Genomic DNA, 22619 nt, shown 5'->3' with positions numbered 1-22619 from the left:
GAATAAAAACAGTATGGCTTTAATACATTTACATCGGAAGAGTTGTTGGAAACAGAAAGTACTGTTGAATTGTAAAAAGGGAGGCAATAATCGTATGGCAAAAGCAGCAAAACAATTACCAAAGCGTGATGAAATACCAGAAGAGTCTACGTGGCGTTTAGAAGATATTTTTGAGACGGATGAACAATGGAAAGAAGAATTTCAAAGCTTAAAAAATGATATTTCAAAATTGGCAGCGTATAAAGGGAAATTAGGGACTTCCGCAGATACGTTATTAGAAGCATTACAGGTTCAGGATGAACTGTCAGAGCGTCTAGGTAAGTTGTATGTTTATGGTCATTTACGCACGGACCAGGATACGACGAATTCCTTTTACCAAGGGTTAAATGCGCAGGCAGAAAATCTGCTGACGACTGCATCCAGCCAATTTAGCTTTCTTGTACCGGAGATTTTAGAAATACCGGAAGAAAAGCTCAAGCAGTTTATAGAAGAGAACAAAGAACTTCAGGTTTATAAAAAAGTATTAGATGATATAAATCACAGCCGTCCGCATATATTAAGCGAGAAGGAAGAGATATTGCTTGCAGAGGCAGATGAACCGATCGGAGCCATTTCACAAACATTCGGTATGCTGAATAATGCCGATTTAACCTTCCCGTCCATCACAAATGCGGATGGGGAAGAAGTTGAGCTGACGCACGGCAGATACTCTACATTTATGGAATCATCGGACCGGAATGTGCGCGAACAAGCTTTTAATGCGATGTATGACACGTACGGTTCATTTAAAAATACATTTGCCTCTACATTAAGCGGAGAGGTGAAATCACATAATTTTAATGCGAAAGTCCGGAATTATGAAAGTGCACGTCAGGCTGCTCTAGATAATAACCATATACCTGAGGAGGTATATGATAATTTAGTTGAGGCAGTGAATGAAAAATTACCTTTATTGCATCGCTATGCCAAATTAAGAAAGAAAATTCTCGGTGTCGATGAACTGCATATGTACGATTTATATACACCGCTCGTAAAAGATGTGAAAATGCCTGTTACGTATGAAGAAGCTAAAAAATACGTCCTGGAAGGCTTAAAGCCATTAGGGAAAGAATACGCCGGTATTCTAGAGGAAGCCTTTAGCGAGCGCTGGATCGATGTAGAAGAAAATAAAGGAAAAAGAAGCGGCGCCTACTCGTCAGGGACATATGGAACAAATCCATATATTCTTTTGAACTGGCAGGATGATGTGAATAATACTTTTACGCTGGCTCATGAATTGGGACATTCTGTGCACAGCTATTATTCGAGAAAATATCAGCCGTTCCGTTATGGAAACTATTCCATCTTTGTAGCAGAAGTGGCGTCGACTACAAATGAAGCACTATTAAACGATTATTTATTAGAGCATCTGGATGACGAAAAGGAAAAGCTTTATATATTAAACCACTTTTTAGAAGGTTTCCGCGGAACCGTATTCCGCCAAACCATGTTTGCTGAATTCGAGCATGATATTCATGTGCTGGCTCAAAATGGAGAGGCGTTAACTGCTGATAAGCTGACAGAGGTGTATTATGATTTAAATAAAAAGTATTATGGAGAAGACGTTGTAAGTGATGAAAAAATTGGCTTAGAATGGGCGCGAATTCCTCACTTTTATATGAATTATTATGTATATCAATATGCTACAGGCTATTCTGCAGCAACGGCGCTGTCAAAGCAGATTTTAGATGGGGAAGAAGGCGCTGTCGACCGCTATTTAGGCTTCCTGCAATCCGGCAGCAGCGAGGACCCTATTGATGTATTGAAAAAAGCTGGCGTGGATATGACGCAGAAACAAGCTATTTTAGATGCACTGGATGTTTTTGAAGAAAAATTGACAGAGATGGAAGCATTGCTGGAAAAATAAAATGAATCATAAAAACGGTCAGGAAGCTCGGTTTCCTGACCGTTTTAGATATAATAGATGCTATTTTCAGCGCCGGTATCCTCTTGTTTTCTGATAGGCAATGGAAGACAGCATACAATAAATGGATGCGAGTAATAAGGGGAGCGTTATATACATAGGTATCATGTTCATAAAGCCTAATAAATTAAAGAAAAAGGCGATAATCACTAAAAGTATGAATAAGAAAGGAAAATAATTACGCCGCATATGATTGGACTCCTCCTTTGATGGGGAATTGGTTTGTACTGCATTATATGTCCGAGTTATTTCTTCTAGAAGAAGAAGTTCAAAAAGTCCAATAAAAATGACACGGCGAATTTCTGCGTTGACGAGATTTTTCCGCTACTCACGTATTTTAAAGCATACGCTCCGTTCGGAAAAATCTCGTCGCCTTGAACTTATTGGTCATTTTTATCAGACTTTTTAAACATTTGTTATTATAGGAAGTTCAAAAAGTCCAACAAAAATGACACAATGACTGCCGGAAAAGAACAGAAGTGAATATTTTGTGAAAAGATGCACATAATTATTGAAAACTGAAAAGGAACTTGCTAGAATATAATTGTAAGTTGATTACAAACAAATACCCCTTTTGTTTGATCATGAAACTTTCTCCCATCCCCCCTTTGTAATTATACAAAGACGGAAAAAAAGATACACGCTGCCCCGTGTATCTTTTTTATTATCAAAAAAACCTGATCCGGTCTTTTTTTGATCGGATCAGGTTCAAAATAAAATAAATTGATAACCATGCTCAAAATAAGTGTATTTCCTAATTTGTATTAACGCATCGGTCGTTTGGCTGCCGGGAAGCCTTAACTTCTAGGAAGCTCAGACATTAATCATGATAGATTCAAAGCGTGCCGAGGTATTTCCAGCAGGATTCATTTTTTTCCGGCACTCTCTCAACGATTTGCTGAAACTGCAGCTTTTTAAGCTCTTTTTCTGTCTTATCAATGGACCAGTCATAAATAACAGATAGTTCCTTTGTGCATACTGTTTTCTGTAATTGCAGATAGTCAATTAATGATGGTTTTACAGACGGAATCGGTGTGCGCTGTAAAATTTCTTTTAACACAAATTCATAAATATCATACGGATGAAGTCCAGAAAGCTTTACACCTTCATCTTCAACTTCCTGGTTAAATAAAACAATGGTAGGTGTATAATCTACTTCCATCTCATAAGCAAGGTGTAAATCACATTGCAGTGCACGCTTAGAAGTATTTGAGAATAAATCCTTTTGAAATTCTTCGATATCTAAAGCTGCATCGGAGGCACATCTTAATAAGACATCCTCATTACAGATATTCTGTTTATCAAAAAACAGTGTCTCCTGTATTTTGCGAATAAATTGTTTAGAGGCCTTTTTGCCTTGCAGTTCCGCTGCTTTAATTGCGAGAGCTGGAACCCAAGGGTAATCAATCTCTTTATGATTGCTTGGGAAATGAGTGAAACTGGATTGTTTTGTTTGTTTGTTTTTATTTAAACCATTTGAATTTAATGCGGTCAGCTGTCCGCTGATTACATGCTTTATCGTAAAAAAACGGCCATATTCAACATATAACTTTTTTAGATAAGGCTCTAATGCCCAGCATTCAGAACATAATGGATCAATAAAAACATACATTTCAATCGGTTTTTGAACATATTTCATGTAGTTAAAAGCAGGGTCCATTTGATTAGAAGATGACAGTTCTTGTTGATTTCCATTCATTTTGAATGCTCCTTTCTAAGATTCAGGGGTATTCATCATATGATTTGCAGTCAAGGTCATTCGTTCCATCATTTCCGTATAATAAGGTTCTTCTACCTCGTGTTCTACTAGTGCAAGATTCATACAGGCCAGCCAAGCATCTCGGGCACTTGGTGTTATCGGAAACGGAAGATGCCTTCTTCTTAACATCGGATGTCCGCGTTCTTCTTCATACAATCTCGGACCGCCGAAAAACTGTGTGAGAAATAACTTCTGTTTATGAGCTGTTTCGGTTAAATCATCCGGAAAAAGCGGTATTAAGACAGGATTTTCTTTTACATATCCATAGAATGTTTCCACAATCTGCTCCATCTTTTCATAACCGCCAATTCCGCTATATACCGTTTTTATATTATTTTGTTTCATATCATTTGCTCCTTGTACTAGTATTGTAGCAATATAGATTCACTTCATCAAATAATCTGTACCGTAACAGAAGGCTAATCTCCTATTTGTTATTACAAATGGAGAATAACAATTTGTAATACAACTGCTTTTTACAGGGGGTTTCACTGTTTTTGATTAAAAAAACGTGCTATTTTAGCGGGCGTTTCCCGGAAAGGTATTTCATAGTTTCCAAGTAAGCTTTTAAATACTTTTTCTCCATGGTCCCTTGAAGCTGCTTCTAATTCCAGCTCAGCGTCCACCGCATCTAAATACATACTTTTATCTAAAACAATGAGTGTATCCTGATAAGGTCTCTCTTTTCGTAAGGTGGTCATTTTTCCTAAATAAGTCAGCGATGACACGTCGACAGACATTTCCTGCAGCTGTTTTAATACATTTGGAGCTTCTGTCGGCGAGCCGGAAGTCCATGATAGAAATGCTTCCTCTGACAGCTTGTCATGCGTCTCCAATAATCCATCCGGATGCGGTTCTTTTAATGTTAAAGTATATGTTTCGTTCTTTTTCCGTATTCGTAATGCAGAATGGTTTCCTTTTAAATCAAAGGAGGGCGTTTCAAAGTAATAATTTGTCTGCTCTATTGTCTCTGCCTGTGAAAATAAAGCTTCTGCCAGTTGATTATATTCCTGTGTGGTCAGCAGGTTTTTAAATTCAATTTCTACTTCTTGGCTCATACATAAATCTCCAGTTCTAAAATTAGATTATCTCTATTATGGCTTGTATGAAGAAGCATTGCAAAAAATAACTATGCGGGCAGATGGCTTTCGAAAAAACCCGATACTTTGGCGTGGAGATTCCTGACAGCAGGTTGTTTAAGAGCATCCTATTTAAGGCCCGGTTTGCCGAGTTTTCCTTAAAAGTCCCTCTTTCCTTTGTACTAATGCTACTCTGTGATAAAATAAAAATAATAATATTAGTTTACATATAGGGTGATGTTCGATGGACTGGGGAAAAACGTTAGCGCCATATAAACAGGCAGTGGAAGAATTAAAAGTAAAGCTAAAAGGGATTCGTGCTGAGTATGAGAGAGAATCCAGCAATTCACCGATTGAGTTTGTCACAGGAAGAGTAAAACCAATACCAAGTATTATCGAAAAGGCGCGTGAACGGCAAATTCCTCTTGAGAATTTAGACACCTTACAGGATATCGCAGGGATAAGAGTTGTTTGTCAATTTGTTGATGATATTTATCCCATCGTCGAAATGCTCAGGAAACGCAATGATTTTCAAATTATTGAAGAAAAAGATTATGTTTTTCATAAAAAAGATAGCGGGTACAGATCTTATCATATGATTATTGAATACCCCGTGGAGACGGTGACGGGAAGAATAATTGTTATAGCTGAAGTTCAAATACGTACACTTGCGATGAATTTTTGGGCGACCAATGAACATTCTTTAAATTATAAATATGAAGGGAATTTACCTTCAGAGGTTAAACTGCGTCTGCAGAAGGCTGCCGAGGCTGCATTTAAACTGGATGAAGAAATGTCTAAAATCAGAAGTGAAATCCATGAAGCTCAGCGTGTTTTTCATCGTAAATCATAGGCAAAGGATGGGAAAATGTAATGAAGTTTAAAATTGTTTCTAGAGGAGACAAGCGGTCAAATAAAATAAAGAACATGATGCGGCAATATTTGGAGTCTTTTGGACTGGAATATCACAAGGAGGAGCCTGATTTGGCTATTTCAGTTGGCGGCGACGGTACCTTTTTAGAAGCTTTTCATCGCTATAATCACCGTCTGAAAGAAACAGCGTTTATCGGGATTCACACCGGTCATTTAGGTTTTTACACGGATTGGACGCAGGAGGAAGTGGATAAGCTCTTGACTGAAATTGCGAGAACGCCATTTCAAACGGTAGAATATCCATTAATGGAAGTAATCATCCGGGACGAATTAGGGAAAAAAGAAGACAGGCATCTTGCGTTAAATGAAGCGATGATCAAAACGGCAGATGGTTCATCTGTTGTCTTAGATGTGGAGTTGAAGGGGGAGCATTTTGAGACATTCCGCGGGGATGGGATATGTATATCGACCCCTTCCGGCAGCACAGCATATAATAAAGCGCTTGGAGGAGCAATTATTCACCCGTCTCTGGAAGCTATTCAGATAACGGAGAATGCATCGATTAATAACCGTGTTTTTCGGACGATTGGCTCGCCGTTAGTTTTACCGAAGCACCATACATGCTTTCTAAAGCCGATGGTGGATAATTCCTTCTTGATTCAGATTGATCATTTCACAAAGAATTATCATGAAGTAAAATCGATTCAATGCCGTGTGGCCAATGAAAAAATCCGTTTTGCGCGATTTAGACAATTTCCTTTCTGGCATCGTGTACGGGATTCCTTTGTTACTGAGGTGGATTAAGTGACTGCAGCGATACAAAAAAGCTGGGTAATTCCGGAGGATAGTGCTCAGCTGACGATAAAGGAATTTTTACAGAAAAAGCAGGGCTTTTCAAGAAGACTGCTGACTGCTATGAAACAAGAGGGCGGAAAATTTTTAATCAACGAAAAGAAGAGATATATAACCGAAGCACTCAGGAAAAATGATACGTTAACCGTCATTTTTCCTGATGAAGTGTCAGGCGGTATTGAAGCAACAGAAATGAATTTGGCAATTATTTATGAGGATGAAGATCATTTAGTATTAAATAAACCGGCTGGTCAGGCTTGTCTTCCAGCAATGAATGACCGCCGTGATTCATTAGCAAACGGGATTCAGGCCTATTATAATGCATCAGATCATCCGGCAACGGTGCATATCGTAACAAGATTAGACAGAGATACGTCTGGTCTTGTTTTAGTTGCGAAAAACCGGTATGCGCATGCGCTGTTATCCAAAGCGCAGAAAAAGAATCAAATCCATCGTACGTACGAAGCGATTATTACTGGAGAAATGACTCCTTCAGCCGGAACGGTACATGCGCCAATCGCCCGCAAGAAAACATCTATTATAGAACGTGAAGTGAACTGGGAGGATGGAAAGGAAGCAACGACACATTACCAGACTGTATCCAAACTTTCTGGAGCCTCTCTTTTGCGAATTCAATTGGAAACAGGGAGAACGCATCAAATTCGTGTTCATTTCAGCCATTTGGGGCATCCTCTTCTGGGTGATGACCTGTATGGAGGAAGCACAGATGCCCTCGAGCGTCAAGCGCTGCATTGTACAGCAATTGAATGGGAGAATCCTTTTGAACATAAGAAAATGCAATTCCACTGTATGCTTTCCTCAGATATGGCTGCATGTAAAAAAAGCTTGTCTATGGATTATCCGGGAAATCTGTAAACCGCTCAGGCTGAAAGGATTGGTTGGATGGCACGGAAATGATTGTCTGCTCGGGAAATTGAAAAGCAGTCAGTTTATTTCCGAACACACAACCTGTATCTATATTGATTGTCCGGTTGATTTGACGCGGTTCTATAACAGGTGTATGCCCGTAAACAATACATGGCTCTCCCCGGTAATGCTTTGCCCAGTCCCGCCGGATTGGTTTTCCCTGATGGTCTGTTTGGCCAGTGACATCTCCATAAAGGACAAATGATTTTGTGTGCCCGGCTTTCTGTCCAATTAAATGTTCCTTTATTCCTGCGTGAGCAACAACTAATTTCATGTCTTCAAAATGTAAATACAAAGGAGCTTTCTCATAAAGCGTCATAAACTTTTCCTGAATGTCCATTTGTTGAGATTCATTTAAGCTTTTCCATTCAGCAACCGTCGTTTCTAAACCATGCTTTTCCTGTACCCGGTTTCCTAAAAAAAAACGGTATAATTTATTGCAATGATTTCCCGGGACATAATAAGCTATTTTTTGTTCCATAACTAACTGATAGACCAGCCGTATAACAGCGATGGAATCTGGTCCGCGGTCTGTGATGTCTCCTATAAATACGATTTTGTTGCCGTGAGGATGAGAATAGATGCCATTATTCTGATGATATTTCAGCTTGTCCAGCAAGTCTAAAAGCTCGTCCAAGCATCCATGTATGTCGCCGATAATATCTAATTTCATCGTCAAACCTCCTTGTACATATAAGTTCATTTCATTAAAATATAGGCTCATCTTACAGTATAACTTAATTTTCTTTGAAGTATGTGATGGTGAATGAAATCTTTTTTACCGGTCCATTATGTATTGGATTTTTTCCATTTTTGAAGCGTATTTTTTTACCGTGCTTTTTTGAACACGCATGTAAATTAAAATAATAGATATAGTAATCTTCCTGTACACGTGAACTTCAAATTGGAAAAATTTAATGTTTCCCTAACACAAAATAATATATTGAAGGAAATTTACTTGACAACAAGAAAAAACACATATAAAGTGAGTGCTGGGTAAAAAAGTTGCCTTCAGGAAAATAAATAGCATCGTAACCTTTTTAAGTGTATAGCCAGCAAAGAAAAAGCTGATTATCTATATAAATTGAAATTAATAGCTACCGCTACAACGGGTTTCATGGGGTGAGTAATCGCAACCCCAGAAAAACACTACGCTTTCCGTGGGCCCCGAGCTCATCTCCTTTAAAGAAGACTTGCCCCGCGGGTAGAAAAAAAGAAGTTCGCTTTTTTTCTGCGGGGTCTTCCCTCCGCGCTTTCCCACGACGGACAGGACGTCCTAGTGTCGGTCGTTGGTCACAGGACGTGACCGTTCTTAGCCGACCAGGAGTCTCCGTGTTTTTCTTCCGGGACTGGGACTGCGGTTACTCGCCCCACCGAAAACCATTGCGATTACTCGCCCCATCAAAAACCGTCGCTAGTTACTGTTTTCAATCATTATTTCGTCATTTTTATAAGAAAAATAAAGTGTAATTTCTTACTTCAATTTATATAGTGAGATAAAGTTCTTGTTTGCTGCTATAAGACTTGCTATTTGTTTCGCATCTTGTAAAATAGGGAAGGATGTGTAAGAATAAGAAAATCAGTGAAAAGAAAGGGGGAATTGCTATGAAAAAGGATCAATATGATGTTCAATATAAAGAACAGTTTCAAGAACATATTGATAAAGTTCAAGAAGCATTGGAAATGGAAAACATGGAGGAGTTTCGGACAGAGTTTCTGGAAAACCATCCATATGATCAGGCTGTATTTTTCCAGCAGCAGGATGAAGAAAGAAGGTCACAGATATACACGTATTTATCTCCTGAAGAAATGTCAGAGATATTAATCAATATTGATTTGGATGATGTCGTTGAGTTTTTTGAGGAGATGGATCCGAGATATGCTGCGATGATTTTTGCTGAAATGCCTGTCGATGATGCAGTCGATATTTTGAATGAGCTGGATAAAGAAAAAGTGGTCAGTTATTTAACAATCATGGATAAGGAATCTGCTAACGATATTAAACAGCTGCTTCATTATGAAGAAAAAACCGCTGGTAGTATTATGACAACAGAATATGTCGTCCTCTTTGAAAATCAAACGGTTGCGGAGACGATGAATCAGTTAAAAAAAGAAGCTCCAGACGCTGAGACGATTTATTACTTGTTTGTTCTCGATGATGATAAACATTTAGTCGGTGTCTTATCAATAAGAGATTTAATTATTGCGGACCATGATACATTGATTAAAGAAGTCATGAGTACCAAAGTTGTCGCTGTATCCGTTGCAAAGGATCAGGAAGATGTTGCACAGATGTTCAGGGATTATGATTTTCTTGCACTTCCGGTAGTTGACTTTCAAGATCATCTTCTAGGTATTATCACAGTCGATGATATTTTAGACGTTATGGAAGAAGAGGCCAGTGAGGACTACTCCAAATTAGCCGCAATGTCCAACACGGATATTAAGGACGATACAGCAATTCGTTCAGCAAGAAAAAGACTTCCTTGGCTGGTTATCCTGTTATTTTTAGGTATGTTAACTGCTACATTGATTGCCAGCTTTGAAGAAACCCTGGAGCAAGTAGCGATTTTAGCTGCTTTTATCCCTTTAATTGGAGGGACAGCAGGTAATTCTGGGACACAGGCTCTTGCTGTATCCGTACGAGGAATGGCAACAGGAGAATTTGAGAATACTGGAAAATGGAAGCTTTTGGGCAGAGAAGCATTAACAGGACTCATCAATGGGGTCTTCTGTGGAATAATCCTTGCAGCAATTATTTTTATATGGCAGGGAAGTATTTATTTAGGCATACTTTTAGGATTATCTATTATGGGTTCCCTTCTTGTAGCAACATTAGCAGGGGCTCTTATCCCGATGCTGATGAATCGCTTGAATATTGACCCGGCAGTAGCATCAGGACCATTTATTACAACGATTAATGACCTTATTTCTACATTGATTTATTTTGGAATGGCCACTGCATTTATGAGTTATTTAATTTGATTATATGACTGAAAAAGGATTGTCTCACAAATTAGAGGCAATCCTTTTTCATATGTAGAGACATGGCGCTTTTGACACAAAACAAAATCTAGGTTCATACACTATACAAGATAAGCCGAGAAGGGGTGTAATGACCAATGACAGAAAAAAATAAAGCGCAAGCTCCTTTACTTTACATCAGCCAGCCTCAACTGAAAGCATCTCAAGCTCCGATGCAGGAAAATTATGTTGGCGACTATAGAAGACAGAAGAAACTCCATTCAAACGAAGTCCCGACTTTGAATAAAACACAGCCAAAAGATAAAAAAAGACCATCAGCCGAGAGCTCCCGGTCAGAAGAACAGCAATCGAGCAAGAAAAAGTTTATGGAAATGACGATTCCGGAAAAAATTAATTATTTAACCAATCGTTCTGAATTTGCTCCGTCGATAAGGTGTGAAATAATGACAGCTTCTAATAAAAAATACCGGGGCATTATTCGTGAAACAGAAAAAGATACTGTTTTTTTACAGTTAAATAACCGAAAAAACAGGGTGGAAATTGCAATTAAGGATATTGAAAGCATTCAGTTATTAGGGTTTTAAAAAACACCGTCCAGGAATATATTACCTGGATGGTGTCTTTTTGGTTCTTGCTGCTATTTTAGTGAAATGCTCTAATTGCTGGTAAGCAAGTAACATGGCAGAAACAATCTAAATCTACTGTGATACAAATACCTGTTGCTTCCAGGTCTTCGGTGTTTTGGTCAGTAGGATCCTTCATATGATCAAAACCGCAGCTTTCTCCATCACTGAGTAATAACTCAAGAATAGCACAATTGTTTTTATCTACTTTTTTCACCCTGAAAATAAAGCTTGATAAAATAGGATTCATCTTGTTGTGATGGTTTTTCGTGGTGCCAAACCCTTTAAAAGGTTTGCAATCCTTGCAGTATAGAATAACAGGTACGGTGTCTAAATCATTCGTTACTTCATTTGTACATAAAAGATCGTTGATTGATTGTTCACAGCTCGTATCACAGCAATTTTCTACAATGTCATTTTGAGCATCAACAATGTCTTTTAAAATATCTGCTACACAACTTCCGGTATCGTAATTTTTTCCACAACCCATGAGAAATTGCTCCTTTCACAATTTGAATTTTCTTTCCTTATAGGATATGTGTCTTCCTTGTGTTGGTGTGGGCGAGTGTGGTTATGATGAATGGCTATTGCAATAAAAATAAAATTCTGACTATACAAAAATTAAGAAACTGTATATAATATAGAAAAAACGGTTTCAAATTTTTGAGGAAGGGTATATAAAGGTGACTATACAAAGGAGGTGCGGGGGATGGGATATATTCTTCCGGTGCAGACTTCACAGTATGCTGATTATCATCAAAGAGTACAGCCGACCCAGAAAAAAGCGGACCAAGTAGAAAGTGCTTTTAAGGTTCAATTGGATAGAAAGCATCAGGAACTAAGCGCAACATATGAGCGCTATTACCGCAATCGGCCTGAACCTCAAAAACCAATCGACCTGCCGCTGGATTCTTCCCTCATCACGGGGAGAGGAAGGCATATCAATAAATATGTATAATAAAAGCATTCCTGTTTCCAACAGGAATGCTTCCTTATGATTAAGCAGAAGATCAGCCTCAATCATAATCTGTATATTTTTTATGATTACGATTAAAAAAGGGTACAATGTATAGAGGACTCCCTTTTATATACTCTGCATAAAAAATTTCTGAAACATCTTTATACCCCTGTTCATGGATAGACTCCTCCAGCCAGGATAATGGAAGATTTTTCTCCTCCATATTATCTTGAATGATTTCCCCGTCATTAATGAGCGTGATAGGCAAGGTAACATCCTGGGGAGATAATTTTAGATCCTTGCGTGTAGGCGTTTGATAATCCGTTTTTTTTAGAACAGAAACCGTTCCATTTGCTTCTAATACCGCAAATTCTACCTCACTGATAGAGAACACATCTTTTTCTCTTAAAAGGTGCTGCAGCTGATTAATATCCAGCTTGGTTTTTTTCATCATATCCCGGACAAGTTTGCCGCGATGGATTATAATGGTTGGACTTCCTTCAAGCAGATGTCTGGTCCGCTTATACTTTTGTGATACGATTTCGATAATATACATGAGAATAGCATATAGAGCTACGACAAACGCTATTTCCGGTATCCCGGCATTAGGATCAAATAAAGCATTCCCGACTAATTCTCCCAAGAGCAGTGCAGAAATAAAATCAAAAGGGGTAATCTGTGAAATCTGTGTTTTCCCTAATAATTTTGTGATTAAGAATAAAGCGAAAAAACCAAAGATAACTTCTGTAAACATACTCATATAACTAGACATATTATACGCTCCTTTAATGTACACAGTATTTTATAGTGTGTACATTAAAGGAGAAAAAATGTATTAAAAAAGACCCTTATCTGCCAGAGATAAGAGCCTCTATTTATACCTTTATAATTTTTTTATCATGGTGACATGAGGAATGCCTGCATCCATAAATTCTCCAGATGTCACTTCATAGCCAAGCTTTTGGTAAAAATTTTGTGCATGTGTCTGTGCGTTTAATTTGGCTTTATGAAAATCCTGTTGTATTATTTCTTGTTCCATTTTTTGCATTATTTTTTTGCCGATAGACTTTCCGCGTTGTGATTTGAGCACGCAGATGCGCTCTAATTTACCATAACCGTCTTCCGTGAATCGAAGGCGGGCGGCAGCAACTGGAGTTTCTTCATCATAGGCGATAAAATGCGTTGCTGTTTTATCGAATTCATCTATCTCTTCTTCAGAAGGCACGTTTTGTTCATCTACAAATACCTCATTTCGAATGTGATACACATCTTGTAATTCTTCTGGTGTCCTTGCAGTTTTTACGAGCATGCGTGTTTATTCCTTTCCTAATAAAAATGTTTCATATACCGTCCAAGAACCGTTATCTAATTCGTATAACAGCTGGAATCGGTCAATATAATCCTTGATTGCAAAACCTTCCATTTTTAATCTTCCTACAATATCTGAGAATTCATCATGCTCCAAATCCTGGGCAATTGTAATATGCGGTACAAAAGAATGTTTTTGGTTATTCTCAAGAATTCCTTGCTGCAGGTGTTCATTGAGCGTTTGTAACTGTTCGATTGGTTCAACTTTTAAATAAATGGTATTTGTTATCGGTTCAAAGGTACTTACCTTATTGATATGAATATAAAAAGGGTCTACGCTGCCCGCAATTTTATGGAGCTCCTGAACCACGTCATCAATCTGCTCCGGATCTGTTTCAAACGGGTACTTTAATGTAATATGCGGAGGGATTAACGCGTACCTTGGGTCGTAACGCTTTCTTAATGCATTTGCTTGATCCTGTACGTTTTTTGAAGGGAAAATAGCGATTCCATATTTCATTCATACAACCTCCTAGTATATAAATTATTATCAGCTATAAATAATCTGTATTTACATAAGTATAGCAAAAGAAATGGAAAATAGAAATTTTAATCAAATAAAGTTGTGAGCAGGCGGCGCATATCATTTTGCCAATACTTCCATGTATGGATACCATCCTCTAATTCATGATAGGTATATGCTGCTCCGGCATTTTCCAATGTCTGATTTAATTTGCGGTTCGGTTCTACAAAGTCAGCTGTATTCCCGTCGCTCATTTTTACTTCTGTTTCCTCTGTACCGATGGTGTGATAAATATCCAGTGTGGACAGGGGCTTTGCCTGCTCCACATGAGCTAACACCTTATCATCCACGTAAGGGGACTGTATTCCTGCTTTATCAAATAGGTCCGGATATTTCATTGCGGTCATCAATGCCAATGTTCCTGCCAGAGAATCGCCAATAATAGAACGTGATTTTTCCTGGTGATTTGCCGGAATCAGTTCATCTAAATATGGCACGACTTCCTGGATGAGAAAATCTGTGTATGCTTCATTCTGCTCGCCGGACGGGTGATATTTTTCTCTGCGGTCATATTTATCTTTGTAATGAATTCCCACAAAAATCACATTATGCATTTCTTTTTCATCATGAAGCTTGTCGCTTAATGTAGCGATTCGTCCCATCTGAAAGTAATCCTTTCCATCCTGCATGATGCAGATTTCATATTTATACGCTGTAGAGAAGACTTCAGGATGATAAATCTGTAATGTCATCGTTTCTCCTAAAAAGGAGCTGTTTATTTCTTTTTCAATCATTTTTCCTTTCCTGCGCAAGCTTCCCACCTCCATTTTTTATAATGAATAATATGTTTTTATCGTATAGAAATAGTTTATCATTGTGTAATGGTGCTGTCACTTGAACGTCCTTTTGCAGCTTATTCTATCGCAGTGTAACACCCTGATTCATTCAACTGATATTTAGTAAGAAAAGCAAAAATCGGCTGAATAAAGTCTCATTTTATTGATAAAGATGATAATATTTCCCTTTCCGTTTCATAAGCTCCTCGTGGCTGCCCTGCTCCATGATATTTCCATCTTCCAGCATGATAATTTTATCTGCCTCCCGAATCGTATTGAGTCTATGGGCGACAACAAAACTTGTGCAATCCTTCATCAGGCGTTTTAATGCTTCTTGAATGTGCAGCTCTGTTACGGTGTCAATATTACTGGTCGCCTCATCAAGGATTAAAATTTTCGGATTTGCTAATAATGCGCGGGCGATGGTCAACAGCTGTTTTTGTCCCTGACTAATGCCGCTTCCGTCCTGATCCAACACGGTGTCGTATCTATCCTGCAAAGACATGATAAAGTCATGAGCATTCGCATTCTTCGCAGCCTGTTCTACTTCTTTATCCGTCGCATCTAAGTTGCCGTAACGGATGTTTTCCCGAATCGTTCCGTGAAATAAGAATGTATCCTGTAAAACAAAAGCCATATGCTTTCGCAGGCTGGTCCGTTTTATTTTTTTAATATCGATACCATCCAATGTAATCTGTCCGCTATCATAATTATAAAAACGGGAAATCAGATTAATAATGGTAGTTTTCCCGGCGCCGGTGTGGCCTACAAATGCAATTGTTTCTCCGGGCATTGCTTCCAAGCTGATATCATTTAGAATGTCTGCTGATTCGTAACCGAAGCCGACATGGCCAAAAACAAGATGTCCCTTTGTATCTGGAAGCTCTATTGCCCCGTCCTCGTCAACTTCCTCTTGGGTTTCATCCATTACCTGAAATACTCTTTCTGCACCCGCGATAGCGGATAGCAGCAAGTTGAATTGGTTTGATAATTCATTTAAAGGTCTGGTGAATTGTCGGGCATATTCAGTAAAGATAACAATCGTTCCGACAGTAACCAGTGCTCCGTTTGACGTGATAACTAGCACACCGCCGACAAAGGCGATCATCGCAAAGCTTAAAAAATTCAAGGTATTCATGATTTTTGGGATGAACCCTGAGATGGTCAAAGCCCAAAAACCAGTATTCTGCAAGGATTTATTTCTTCGCTCAAACTGGTCTTTTACATAATCCTCCTGTGAATACGTCTTCACAACATGCTGACCGGAAACGATTTCTTCTACATAGCCATTAACATCTCCCAAATCCCGCTGCTGTAATTTATAAAGAGGTCCGGTTCTTCTGGTAATCCAGCGCATCGCGAAAAACATGGCTGGAATAATCGACATCGTAACAACTGTCAGGATAGGACTCAGATAGAGCATAATACTGACTGTACCGATTAAAGTAAGCACACTGGCGAAAATTTGAATCACTGATTGGTTCAGGGTGTTATTGATATTATCGATATCATTGGTTAGCCGGCTCATCAACTCCCCATGCTGACGCTGGTCAAAGTAGGAGATAGGGAGGCGGTGAAATTGTTCAAATAAATTTTTTCTCAGCGTATATACGGTTTGCTGTGCAATATCTACCATCCAATAGTTTTGAAGAAAGAGCGATAAGGAATGGATCATGTAGACGATAACCAATCCTAAAAGCAGCAGACCAAGTCCGTTTAGCTGCCCGACTGCAATAAAATGGTCAATAGACATTCCGACTAGAAAGGGACCCAATAGAGCAAATAATGAACTGATAACGACCATGAAAATAACAAGAAATAATTTCCCTTTTTCCATTTTTAAATAGTTCCAGATCCGTTTTAAGGCAGCTCCCATGTTTTCTGCTTTTTTTGAAGCACCTGTATCCACAGTTGATACATCAATTCGTTTATATTGAAAAGCAGCTTTTAAAGAATTATTTCGCATGGAGAACCTCCTTTTCCTGCTGTGATTCTGCGACAGCCCGGTATAATTCAGAGCGGTCGAGCAGCTCATTATGCGTACCGATATCCAGAATTTTTCCTTGGTCTAGCAGAAGTATCCGGTCGGACGTTTTAGCAGTAGCTATTTTTTGTGTGATTAGAAGAACTGTATACGGATAATAATTCAACGCTTGCAGAAAACGTGCTTCAGTAGCTAAATCAAGTGCACTTGTACTGTCATCGAGCATTAACATCTCCGGCTTGCGAATAAGGGCGCGGGCAATAGAGATGCGTTGTTTTTGTCCGCCAGAGAGATTTACTCCTTTCTGACCGACTCGGGTTTCATATTGATGTTCCAGCTGTTGAATCGTATCATGGATCTGTGCATCCTTCGCTGCTTGAATCACTTCATCCATTGTTGCGTCTTTTTTTCCAAAAGCGATATTATCAAAAATAGAGCCGGTAAATAAAAGCGGTGTCTGCGGAACGTAACCGATACCATCCCGTAAAGCCTTGAAGGAATAGTCCGTTAAAAGTATATCATCTACGTAAATATTTCCTTTAGAAGGCTCGTAAAGGCGGGGTATCAACTGGAATAAAGAAGTCTTCCCGGACCCTGTTGCTCCGATAATCGCCAGTCGTTCACCAGCATTTACGGAGAATGAAATATCTGATAGTGTTTCCTTAAATGCGTCCGGATAACGGAAAGAGACATTCTCAAATACGAGGCGGCCTTTCGACAAAGAAAAAACCGCCTGTTTTAACTCCTCTTGTTCTCCATCTTCCTCTGTGAGCACCTCGCTGATTCGCTCGGCAGACGCCTTTGTTCTGGAAAGTATCATGATAATAAAAGAAAACATAGAAATGGCCATCGCTACACGAAGCGCATAATTGATCATCGTAACAACTTCACCAATATTTGCCTGCCCGTTAACAGTTTGGATGCTTCCGAACCAGATAATAAAAATTAAACTTAAATTCATAACAAACAATAAAACGGGACCGGATGATTCCACAATTCGAAAGGTTTTTCGGGTCGTCACAGCAAGTGTCCGGTTGGCGTCATCAAATCGGTTTTCTTCTGTGCTGCGGCGGGTAAAGGCTTTGATGAGTCTCATACCGGCAAGGTTTTCCTGCATGACACGATTGACATCGTCTACATTGCTCTGTACCTGTTTAAATAATTTGCTTGAAATTTTTAATATCCATAAAAGAAATAAAATGAGAAGCGGCACAGTGACTAAAAAAATCAATGCCAGCTGCGCATTGACTACAAAAGCCATGATAACACCGCCAAGGACAGTCAATGGTGCTTTTGCCATAATACGAAGCACCATGAAAACGGTATTCTGAATCTGGCGGATATCATTTGTAAACCGCGTAACCAGAGAAGATGTAGGGTATTTATTTAATTTTGCATAGGTGAAGCTCTGAATTTTGGAAAATAGTTCCTCCCGCAAATCATAAGCATAGGAAAAGCTGACATGAGAGGACAGAAAAGAATTTAGAACGCCTGCAAGAAAGGATAAAAGAGCCAGGCCAATCATAATCGAACCCCAAAATGCAATATTTTGGATATCCTGATTTACTACCCCTTGATTAATCATCAGTCCCAAGAAGAGGGGAAGCAACAGCTCTACTGTAAGCTCGATAAGCATTAATGAGAATGCAATTATTGAAGGAAATGTATAAGGTCTTAAATAGGAAAACACCTTTCGCAAATCAACCACCCGCCAACTAAAAGAGTAAAAGTATTCAGAAATTAAAATGGAAATAAATTGTTTACTATATTATAGAATGAATGGTGATAAATAAGCCAGTATTTGGTTCGGTTTACGAAGTGATGATGGGGGGGAGTTATAACCCTGTAAAATCTACAATAATAACTATATAAATTGAAATTAATAGCTACCGCTACAACGGGTTTCATGGGGTGAGTAATCGCAACCCCAGAAAAACACTCCGCTTTCCGTGGGCCCCGAGCTCATCTCCTTTAAAGAAGACTTGCTGATTGGCAAGCCGTCAGGCGCAGACAGAAGCAAAGTCGCACTTATGCCCCGCGGGTAGAAAAAAAGAAGTTCGCTTTTTTTCTGCGGGGTCTTCCCTCCGCGCTTTCCCACGACGGACAGGACGTCCTAGTGTCGGTCGTTGACCCACCGAAAACCATTGCGATTACTCGCCCCATCAAAAACCGTCGCTAGTTACTGTTTTCAATCATTATTTCGTCGTTTTTATAAGAAAAATAAAGTGTAATTTCTTACTTCAATTTATATAGATAGTATGTAAAAAGGAAAACGAGCATGAGTAAAAATAAAAATAGCAACTCCTAAATGGTTAGAAGTCGCTATTTATTAATGAATGATTCCGATTGGACTCGAACCAACGACTTCCACCCTGTCAAGGTGGCGCTCTCCCAGCTGAGCTACGGAATCGTATGTAAGTACAAATTATATTATACAGCCAAATGAAGCAGAAGACAAGCTAATAAATATTTATTTCGTTCTAATTGAATCGCATCGAAAAATGAGTTTTTGATGACTGCTTTATTTTAATAGACTATTCTCTATGCTTTTGTCCGCCTATTAAAGTGGAATAAATGAGGGACAATACTTCTTAGGAATAGATAAAATTAAAATCGTAAGAATATTTAATAACTTTCCTTCAATTCTTCCTTCCTGTAAAATGAAATAGATTACATTATATTTAATTTGAAAGAGAGAGGAAATATAAAAATGCTAGAAAAATTAAAAGCCTATCGATTTCCACTTATTCTTTTAGCTTCTATTATTATTGGAGCGATAATTGGATTGATTTTTGGAGAAGATGCAACTGTTATCAAACCTTTTGGGGATTTATTTATTAATTTATTATTTATGATTGTTATCCCGCTTGTATTTTTCTCTATTTCGTCAGCGATTGCCGGCATGGATAGCATGAAGCGGCTTGGGAAAATCATGGGGTCGATGATTACCGTATTTGTCGTAACCGGGGTGATTGCTTCTGTAGTGATGCTTATTGCTACTGTTATATTCCAGCCGGGCTCAGGTGTCGATATCCCTTTAAGCACTCCTGAAAATATAGAAGAACAGAGTTTAGGGGATCAATTAGTCAATACATTTACAGTACCTGATTTTGTTGATTTATTTTCAAGAGATAATATGATGGCCCTTATTGTGATGTCCATCCTGGTCGGTGTTGCAACTGGATTGGCAGGAGAGAAGGGGAGACCGTTTGGAAGATTGCTAACGAGTGCTTCCGATGTGTTTATGAAGTTAATTAAACTCATTATGTATTATGCTCCGATTGGGCTCGGCGCGTACTTTGCATCCTTAGTAGGGGAATTTGGTACAGCGTTGATTGGTGATTATGCCAGGGCAGTGATTGTCTATTACCCTGTGGCTGTATTGTATTTTGCGATTGGTTTTACATTATATGCCTTCCTTGCTGGCGGAAAAAAAGGAGTCAGCCGCTTTTGGAAAAATATACTTGGACCGGCTGCAACCTCACTGGGGACTGGAAGCAGTGTTGCAACAATCCCGGTTAACCTGCAGGCGGCAGAACGGATTGGTGTTCCGAAAGATATTCGTGAGACCATTATGCCGCTTGGAGCCACCATTCATATGGATGGTTCCTGTTTATCTGCTATGTTAAAAATCGCCTTTATCTTTGGGGTATTTAATCAGGATTTCACTGGAATCGATACATTTTTAACTGCCATTGGTATTTGTTTATTATCTGGTATCGTGATGAGTGGAATTCCGGGAGGCGGCTTTACAGGGGAGTTAATGATTATCACATTGTATGGCTTTCCGATTGAGGCCCTGCCAATCATCACAGCTATCGGAGTGGTTGTTGACCCGCCGGCTACAATGGTGAATTCTACTGGTGATACGGTGTCGAGTATGGTTGTGGCAAGACATATCGAAGGGAAAGACTGGATGGAGAAAGCAGATGCCGCCAGGACTTAATTTATAAAATGCAAAGGTGCTGTGTCCCGGTAAGTTTGGGGCACAGCACCTTTTTTAAATTATTTAGTTTAGAAATATATTATTCGTGGAACACAAATAATATAAATAAATTGTTAGATTTCGTAGGAGGTATATTAACATGAGTGATGGTTTTAAAGATAAAATTAAAGGTGCGGGAGATAAAATAAAAGGTGAAGCAAAAGAAGCGTACGGCAAAGCAACAGATAACCCGAAAAAGCAAGCGGAAGGAAAAGCTGATAAAGCAAAGGGCGCCGCAAAAGATAAAAAAGGCGAAATAAAAGATGAGCTGAACAGTTCGAATGAAAATGATACAAAATAAAAGGCTGTTTTAACGGCAATAACATTTTGAAAATCGTTAGGTCGGCTTTTGCCTAAATATAAAAACCCCAGATACCTTGATAAGCAAGGAATCTGGGGTTTTTTGAACAGGCTTCACGCTATTAATGAGAGTAGAAATGAATGGAATATAACAGCCTTGATATAGCAAGGTTTGAATGGTCATTTTGTAAAGAGTAAGAAAGTATATAAAAAATGCTGAATATAGCCGCTCCAACGGAAAAAGCAACAGGTAGACCTGAGCAGGAAGCGGTTTTCTTACCGTGAGGCTGAACGTTGCCCGCGGAAAGCGACTTCCCGTAGCGGACATCCGGACATCGCTTCGGCGAGGACACCTGTGATTTAAAGACCAAGCGGTGTTCTTGGTTTTTCTAAAACCCGCCGAAAAAGCAGGCGAAACTGCATTCATGGATACTCCAAACTGATTAACCTGAACCAGATTGTGGTTCTTAAGATTAATAAAATAATTTTCATTTTATAAAAATAGCCCTTCACAGAGCGTGAGAGGCCTTATCAATTAAATTTACTGTTTTTCCATGTTATTAAACTCTGAAGTGTCGCGAATTGACCAACTAATTATTCCTGGTCCAGCCACAGGCTCAGAATAGATGATTTTCTTTCTGGAAATATTTTTAAAATATTCATTAGCTTCTTTTTGAGAATTAGCGACTACTGTATGTTGCGCCCCGTTCGTATAAATATCAAATGCTTCCATTTTAAAATCCCTCCAAGTTATTAAACGTATTATTCTTTCTCATGTTTAAAAACCAGTATTGCCAATCTATCTATATATTAAACAATCAATAAGGACTTTTTAAATAAAAAAGCCCTCATATTGAAAGGTTAAGCTTCCTGCTCACGCATTTTTTCTAACTAAAAAGCCACCGAAAATACAGTTCTTCAACCTATTGCAAAATGTATATAAAAAAAGCCTTGAAACATTGATTTAACAACATTTCCAAGGCTTTTCTTGTATTTAAATTCAGTTCAACCCGATTAACGAGAGTAGAATTCAACAATAAGCTGTTCGTTAATCTCAGCTGGAAGTTCAGAACGCTCAGGGAAACGAGCATACGTACCTTCTTTTTTCTCCGCATCAAAAGTAGTATATTCTGGTACGAAGTTGTTCACTTCAATCGCTTCTGTAACGATATCTAGTTTTTGAGATTTTTCACGAAGAGCAATTGCTTGACCTGGTTTTACAGAGTAAGATGGGATATCTACGCGAACGCCATCTACTGTAACGTGACCATGGTTAACCAATTGGCGAGCTTGTTTACGTGTGCGAGCAAGACCTAAACGGTAAACAAGGTTATCAAGACGAGATTCAAGAAGAATCATGAAGTTTTCACCATGGATACCTTTCATGTTACCAGCTTTATTGAACAGGTTACGGAATTGACGTTCGTTCAATCCGTACATGAAGCGTAGTTTTTGCTTCTCTTGCATTTGCAAGCCGTATTCAGATAGTTTTCTGCGTGAGTTCGGTCCATGTTGACCAGGAGCGTAAGGGCGTTTATCTAATTCCTTACCAGTTCCAGTTAATGAAATGCCAAGACGACGTGATTTCTTCCATACTGATCCAGTATAACGTGACATAGGACATTTCCTCCTTTATGTTTTATTTGCATAAAATAAAACGCGCG

The 22619-nt window shown here is 38.8% G+C and carries 23 protein-coding genes and 1 tRNA gene; 9 read left to right on the top strand and 15 right to left on the bottom strand.

The window, feature by feature from the left end:
* Nucleotides 1-94: 94 nt before the first annotated feature.
* Nucleotides 95-1906 (top strand): oligoendopeptidase F, encoded by a 1812-nt coding sequence (pepF, locus tag BN997_RS21575; RefSeq protein ID WP_042535439.1) that lies wholly within the window; start codon nt 95-97, stop codon nt 1904-1906.
* A gap of 66 nt (nt 1907-1972) precedes the next feature.
* On the opposite strand, the gene BN997_RS23020 is transcribed toward pepF, so the two are convergent.
* From BN997_RS23020 to BN997_RS21560, 4 genes are all read right to left on the bottom strand, one after another.
* Nucleotides 1973-2152: a hypothetical protein gene (locus BN997_RS23020; protein ID WP_139089162.1), complete on the bottom strand. Its 180-nt coding sequence runs from the start codon at nt 2150-2152 to the stop codon at nt 1973-1975.
* 646 nt (nt 2153-2798) lie between these two features.
* Nucleotides 2799-3662, bottom strand: a complete 864-nt coding sequence (locus BN997_RS21570) for a ClpXP adapter SpxH family protein (protein ID WP_042535437.1) — start codon at nt 3660-3662, stop codon at nt 2799-2801.
* Between the two features lie 15 nt (nt 3663-3677).
* Nucleotides 3678-4067, bottom strand: a complete 390-nt coding sequence (locus BN997_RS21565) for a globin domain-containing protein (RefSeq protein ID WP_042535435.1) — start codon at nt 4065-4067, stop codon at nt 3678-3680.
* Nucleotides 4068-4210: 143 nt separating this feature from the next.
* Entirely contained in the window at nt 4211-4780 is a 570-nt protein-coding gene (locus BN997_RS21560; protein ID WP_042535433.1) for a CYTH domain-containing protein, read from the bottom strand.
* A gap of 265 nt (nt 4781-5045) precedes the next feature.
* Here BN997_RS21560 and BN997_RS21555 point away from each other — a divergent pair, with 265 nt between their 5' ends.
* The 3 genes from BN997_RS21555 to BN997_RS21545 are packed head-to-tail and all read left to right on the top strand — an operon-like array spanning nt 5046 to nt 7402.
* Complete coding sequence (locus tag BN997_RS21555; protein ID WP_042535431.1) at nt 5046-5654, top strand: GTP diphosphokinase; 609 nt, start codon at nt 5046-5048, stop codon at nt 5652-5654.
* A 20-nt stretch (nt 5655-5674) separates the two neighbouring features.
* Complete coding sequence (locus BN997_RS21550) at nt 5675-6478, top strand: NAD kinase (protein WP_042535429.1); 804 nt, start codon at nt 5675-5677, stop codon at nt 6476-6478.
* Nucleotides 6479-7402, top strand: coding sequence for an RluA family pseudouridine synthase (locus BN997_RS21545; protein WP_042535427.1), 924 nt, complete (start codon nt 6479-6481; stop codon nt 7400-7402). It begins immediately after the preceding gene.
* Here BN997_RS21545 and prpE read toward each other — a convergent pair.
* A complete protein-coding gene (gene prpE / locus BN997_RS21540) occupies nt 7377-8126 on the bottom strand; it encodes a bis(5'-nucleosyl)-tetraphosphatase PrpE (protein ID WP_042535425.1) in 750 nt (249 codons plus the stop codon). The genes BN997_RS21545 and prpE overlap by 26 nt on opposite strands.
* A gap of 932 nt (nt 8127-9058) precedes the next feature.
* On the opposite strand from prpE, the gene mgtE reads away from it, so the two are divergent.
* Nucleotides 9059-10438 (top strand): magnesium transporter, encoded by a 1380-nt coding sequence (gene mgtE, locus BN997_RS21535; protein ID WP_042535423.1) that lies wholly within the window; start codon nt 9059-9061, stop codon nt 10436-10438.
* A 137-nt stretch (nt 10439-10575) separates the two neighbouring features.
* Entirely contained in the window at nt 10576-11022 is a 447-nt protein-coding gene (locus BN997_RS21530) for a CotO family spore coat protein (RefSeq protein WP_042535421.1), read from the top strand.
* A 58-nt stretch (nt 11023-11080) separates the two neighbouring features.
* Here the strand turns inward: BN997_RS21530 and BN997_RS21525 are convergent, their stop codons facing one another.
* On the bottom strand, nt 11081-11551 hold the full coding sequence (locus BN997_RS21525) for a CotY/CotZ family spore coat protein (RefSeq protein ID WP_042535419.1): 471 nt from the start codon (nt 11549-11551) through the stop codon (nt 11081-11083).
* A 219-nt stretch (nt 11552-11770) separates the two neighbouring features.
* Here BN997_RS21525 and BN997_RS21520 point away from each other — a divergent pair, with 219 nt between their 5' ends.
* Complete coding sequence (locus BN997_RS21520) at nt 11771-12019, top strand: hypothetical protein (protein ID WP_042535417.1); 249 nt, start codon at nt 11771-11773, stop codon at nt 12017-12019.
* Between the two features lie 58 nt (nt 12020-12077).
* Here BN997_RS21520 and BN997_RS21515 read toward each other — a convergent pair whose 3' ends face one another.
* From BN997_RS21515 to BN997_RS21485, 7 genes are all read right to left on the bottom strand, one after another.
* The gene (locus BN997_RS21515; RefSeq protein WP_042535414.1) at nt 12078-12791 is read right to left on the bottom strand and encodes a YetF domain-containing protein; all 714 of its coding nucleotides are present in this window, start codon (nt 12789-12791) and stop codon (nt 12078-12080) included.
* Between the two features lie 111 nt (nt 12792-12902).
* Nucleotides 12903-13328, bottom strand: a complete 426-nt coding sequence (locus tag BN997_RS21510) for a GNAT family N-acetyltransferase (RefSeq protein ID WP_042535412.1) — start codon at nt 13326-13328, stop codon at nt 12903-12905.
* Between the two features lie 6 nt (nt 13329-13334).
* Nucleotides 13335-13847, bottom strand: a complete 513-nt coding sequence (locus tag BN997_RS21505) for a YjcG family protein (RefSeq protein ID WP_042535410.1) — start codon at nt 13845-13847, stop codon at nt 13335-13337.
* Between the two features lie 89 nt (nt 13848-13936).
* Nucleotides 13937-14662 (bottom strand): alpha/beta hydrolase, encoded by a 726-nt coding sequence (locus BN997_RS21500; protein WP_042535408.1) that lies wholly within the window; start codon nt 14660-14662, stop codon nt 13937-13939.
* A 184-nt stretch (nt 14663-14846) separates the two neighbouring features.
* Nucleotides 14847-16652, bottom strand: a complete 1806-nt coding sequence (locus BN997_RS21495; RefSeq protein WP_042535406.1) for an ABC transporter ATP-binding protein — start codon at nt 16650-16652, stop codon at nt 14847-14849.
* Nucleotides 16642-18369: an ABC transporter ATP-binding protein gene (locus BN997_RS21490; protein WP_042535404.1), complete on the bottom strand. Its 1728-nt coding sequence runs from the start codon at nt 18367-18369 to the stop codon at nt 16642-16644. The genes BN997_RS21495 and BN997_RS21490 overlap by 11 nt, the downstream gene beginning before the upstream one ends.
* Before the next feature lie 638 nt (nt 18370-19007).
* A tRNA-Val gene (locus tag BN997_RS21485) sits at nt 19008-19080 on the bottom strand.
* 300 nt (nt 19081-19380) lie between these two features.
* On the opposite strand from BN997_RS21485, the gene BN997_RS21480 reads away from it, so the two are divergent.
* Nucleotides 19381-20616: a dicarboxylate/amino acid:cation symporter gene (locus BN997_RS21480; RefSeq protein ID WP_042535401.1), complete on the top strand. Its 1236-nt coding sequence runs from the start codon at nt 19381-19383 to the stop codon at nt 20614-20616.
* Nucleotides 20617-20755: 139 nt separating this feature from the next.
* The gene (locus tag BN997_RS21475; protein ID WP_042535399.1) at nt 20756-20956 is read left to right on the top strand and encodes a CsbD family protein; all 201 of its coding nucleotides are present in this window, start codon (nt 20756-20758) and stop codon (nt 20954-20956) included.
* Nucleotides 20957-21496: 540 nt separating this feature from the next.
* Here BN997_RS21475 and BN997_RS21470 read toward each other — a convergent pair.
* Nucleotides 21497-21688, bottom strand: a complete 192-nt coding sequence (locus BN997_RS21470) for a hypothetical protein (protein WP_042535397.1) — start codon at nt 21686-21688, stop codon at nt 21497-21499.
* Between the two features lie 281 nt (nt 21689-21969).
* Nucleotides 21970-22572, bottom strand: coding sequence for a 30S ribosomal protein S4 (gene rpsD, locus BN997_RS21465; protein ID WP_042535395.1), 603 nt, complete (start codon nt 22570-22572; stop codon nt 21970-21972).
* Nucleotides 22573-22619 lie beyond the last annotated feature (47 nt).

It is taken from the genome of Oceanobacillus oncorhynchi (genome assembly GCF_000821065.1).
In the GTDB taxonomy this organism is placed as follows: Bacteria; Bacillota; Bacilli; order Bacillales; family Amphibacillaceae; genus Oceanobacillus; species Oceanobacillus oncorhynchi.
This window is presented reverse-complemented; position numbering and strand designations above follow the sequence as displayed.

Coding starts and splice junctions, on each gene's coding strand:
- BN997_RS21530 (WP_042535421.1), top strand. CDS start 10,576: ATGACAGAAAAAAATAAAGCGCAAGCTCCTTTACTTTACATCAGCCAG.
- BN997_RS21505 (WP_042535410.1), bottom strand. CDS start 13,847: ATGAAATATGGAATCGCTATTTTCCCTTCAAAAAACGTACAGGATCAA.
- BN997_RS21570 (WP_042535437.1), bottom strand. CDS start 3,662: ATGAATGGAAATCAACAAGAACTGTCATCTTCTAATCAAATGGACCCT.
- mgtE (WP_042535423.1), top strand. CDS start 9,059: ATGAAAAAGGATCAATATGATGTTCAATATAAAGAACAGTTTCAAGAA.
- BN997_RS21525 (WP_042535419.1), bottom strand. CDS start 11,551: ATGGGTTGTGGAAAAAATTACGATACCGGAAGTTGTGTAGCAGATATT.
- BN997_RS21475 (WP_042535399.1), top strand. CDS start 20,756: ATGAGTGATGGTTTTAAAGATAAAATTAAAGGTGCGGGAGATAAAATA.
- BN997_RS21470 (WP_042535397.1), bottom strand. CDS start 21,688: ATGGAAGCATTTGATATTTATACGAACGGGGCGCAACATACAGTAGTC.
- BN997_RS21565 (WP_042535435.1), bottom strand. CDS start 4,067: ATGAAACAAAATAATATAAAAACGGTATATAGCGGAATTGGCGGTTAT.
- BN997_RS21495 (WP_042535406.1), bottom strand. CDS start 16,652: ATGCGAAATAATTCTTTAAAAGCTGCTTTTCAATATAAACGAATTGAT.
- pepF (WP_042535439.1), top strand. CDS start 95: ATGGCAAAAGCAGCAAAACAATTACCAAAGCGTGATGAAATACCAGAA.
- BN997_RS21515 (WP_042535414.1), bottom strand. CDS start 12,791: ATGTCTAGTTATATGAGTATGTTTACAGAAGTTATCTTTGGTTTTTTC.
- BN997_RS23020 (WP_139089162.1), bottom strand. CDS start 2,152: ATGCGGCGTAATTATTTTCCTTTCTTATTCATACTTTTAGTGATTATC.
- rpsD (WP_042535395.1), bottom strand. CDS start 22,572: ATGTCACGTTATACTGGATCAGTATGGAAGAAATCACGTCGTCTTGGC.
- BN997_RS21480 (WP_042535401.1), top strand. CDS start 19,381: ATGCTAGAAAAATTAAAAGCCTATCGATTTCCACTTATTCTTTTAGCT.
- prpE (WP_042535425.1), bottom strand. CDS start 8,126: ATGAAATTAGATATTATCGGCGACATACATGGATGCTTGGACGAGCTT.
- BN997_RS21555 (WP_042535431.1), top strand. CDS start 5,046: ATGGACTGGGGAAAAACGTTAGCGCCATATAAACAGGCAGTGGAAGAA.
- BN997_RS21510 (WP_042535412.1), bottom strand. CDS start 13,328: ATGCTCGTAAAAACTGCAAGGACACCAGAAGAATTACAAGATGTGTAT.
- BN997_RS21520 (WP_042535417.1), top strand. CDS start 11,771: ATGGGATATATTCTTCCGGTGCAGACTTCACAGTATGCTGATTATCAT.
- BN997_RS21560 (WP_042535433.1), bottom strand. CDS start 4,780: ATGAGCCAAGAAGTAGAAATTGAATTTAAAAACCTGCTGACCACACAG.
- BN997_RS21550 (WP_042535429.1), top strand. CDS start 5,675: ATGAAGTTTAAAATTGTTTCTAGAGGAGACAAGCGGTCAAATAAAATA.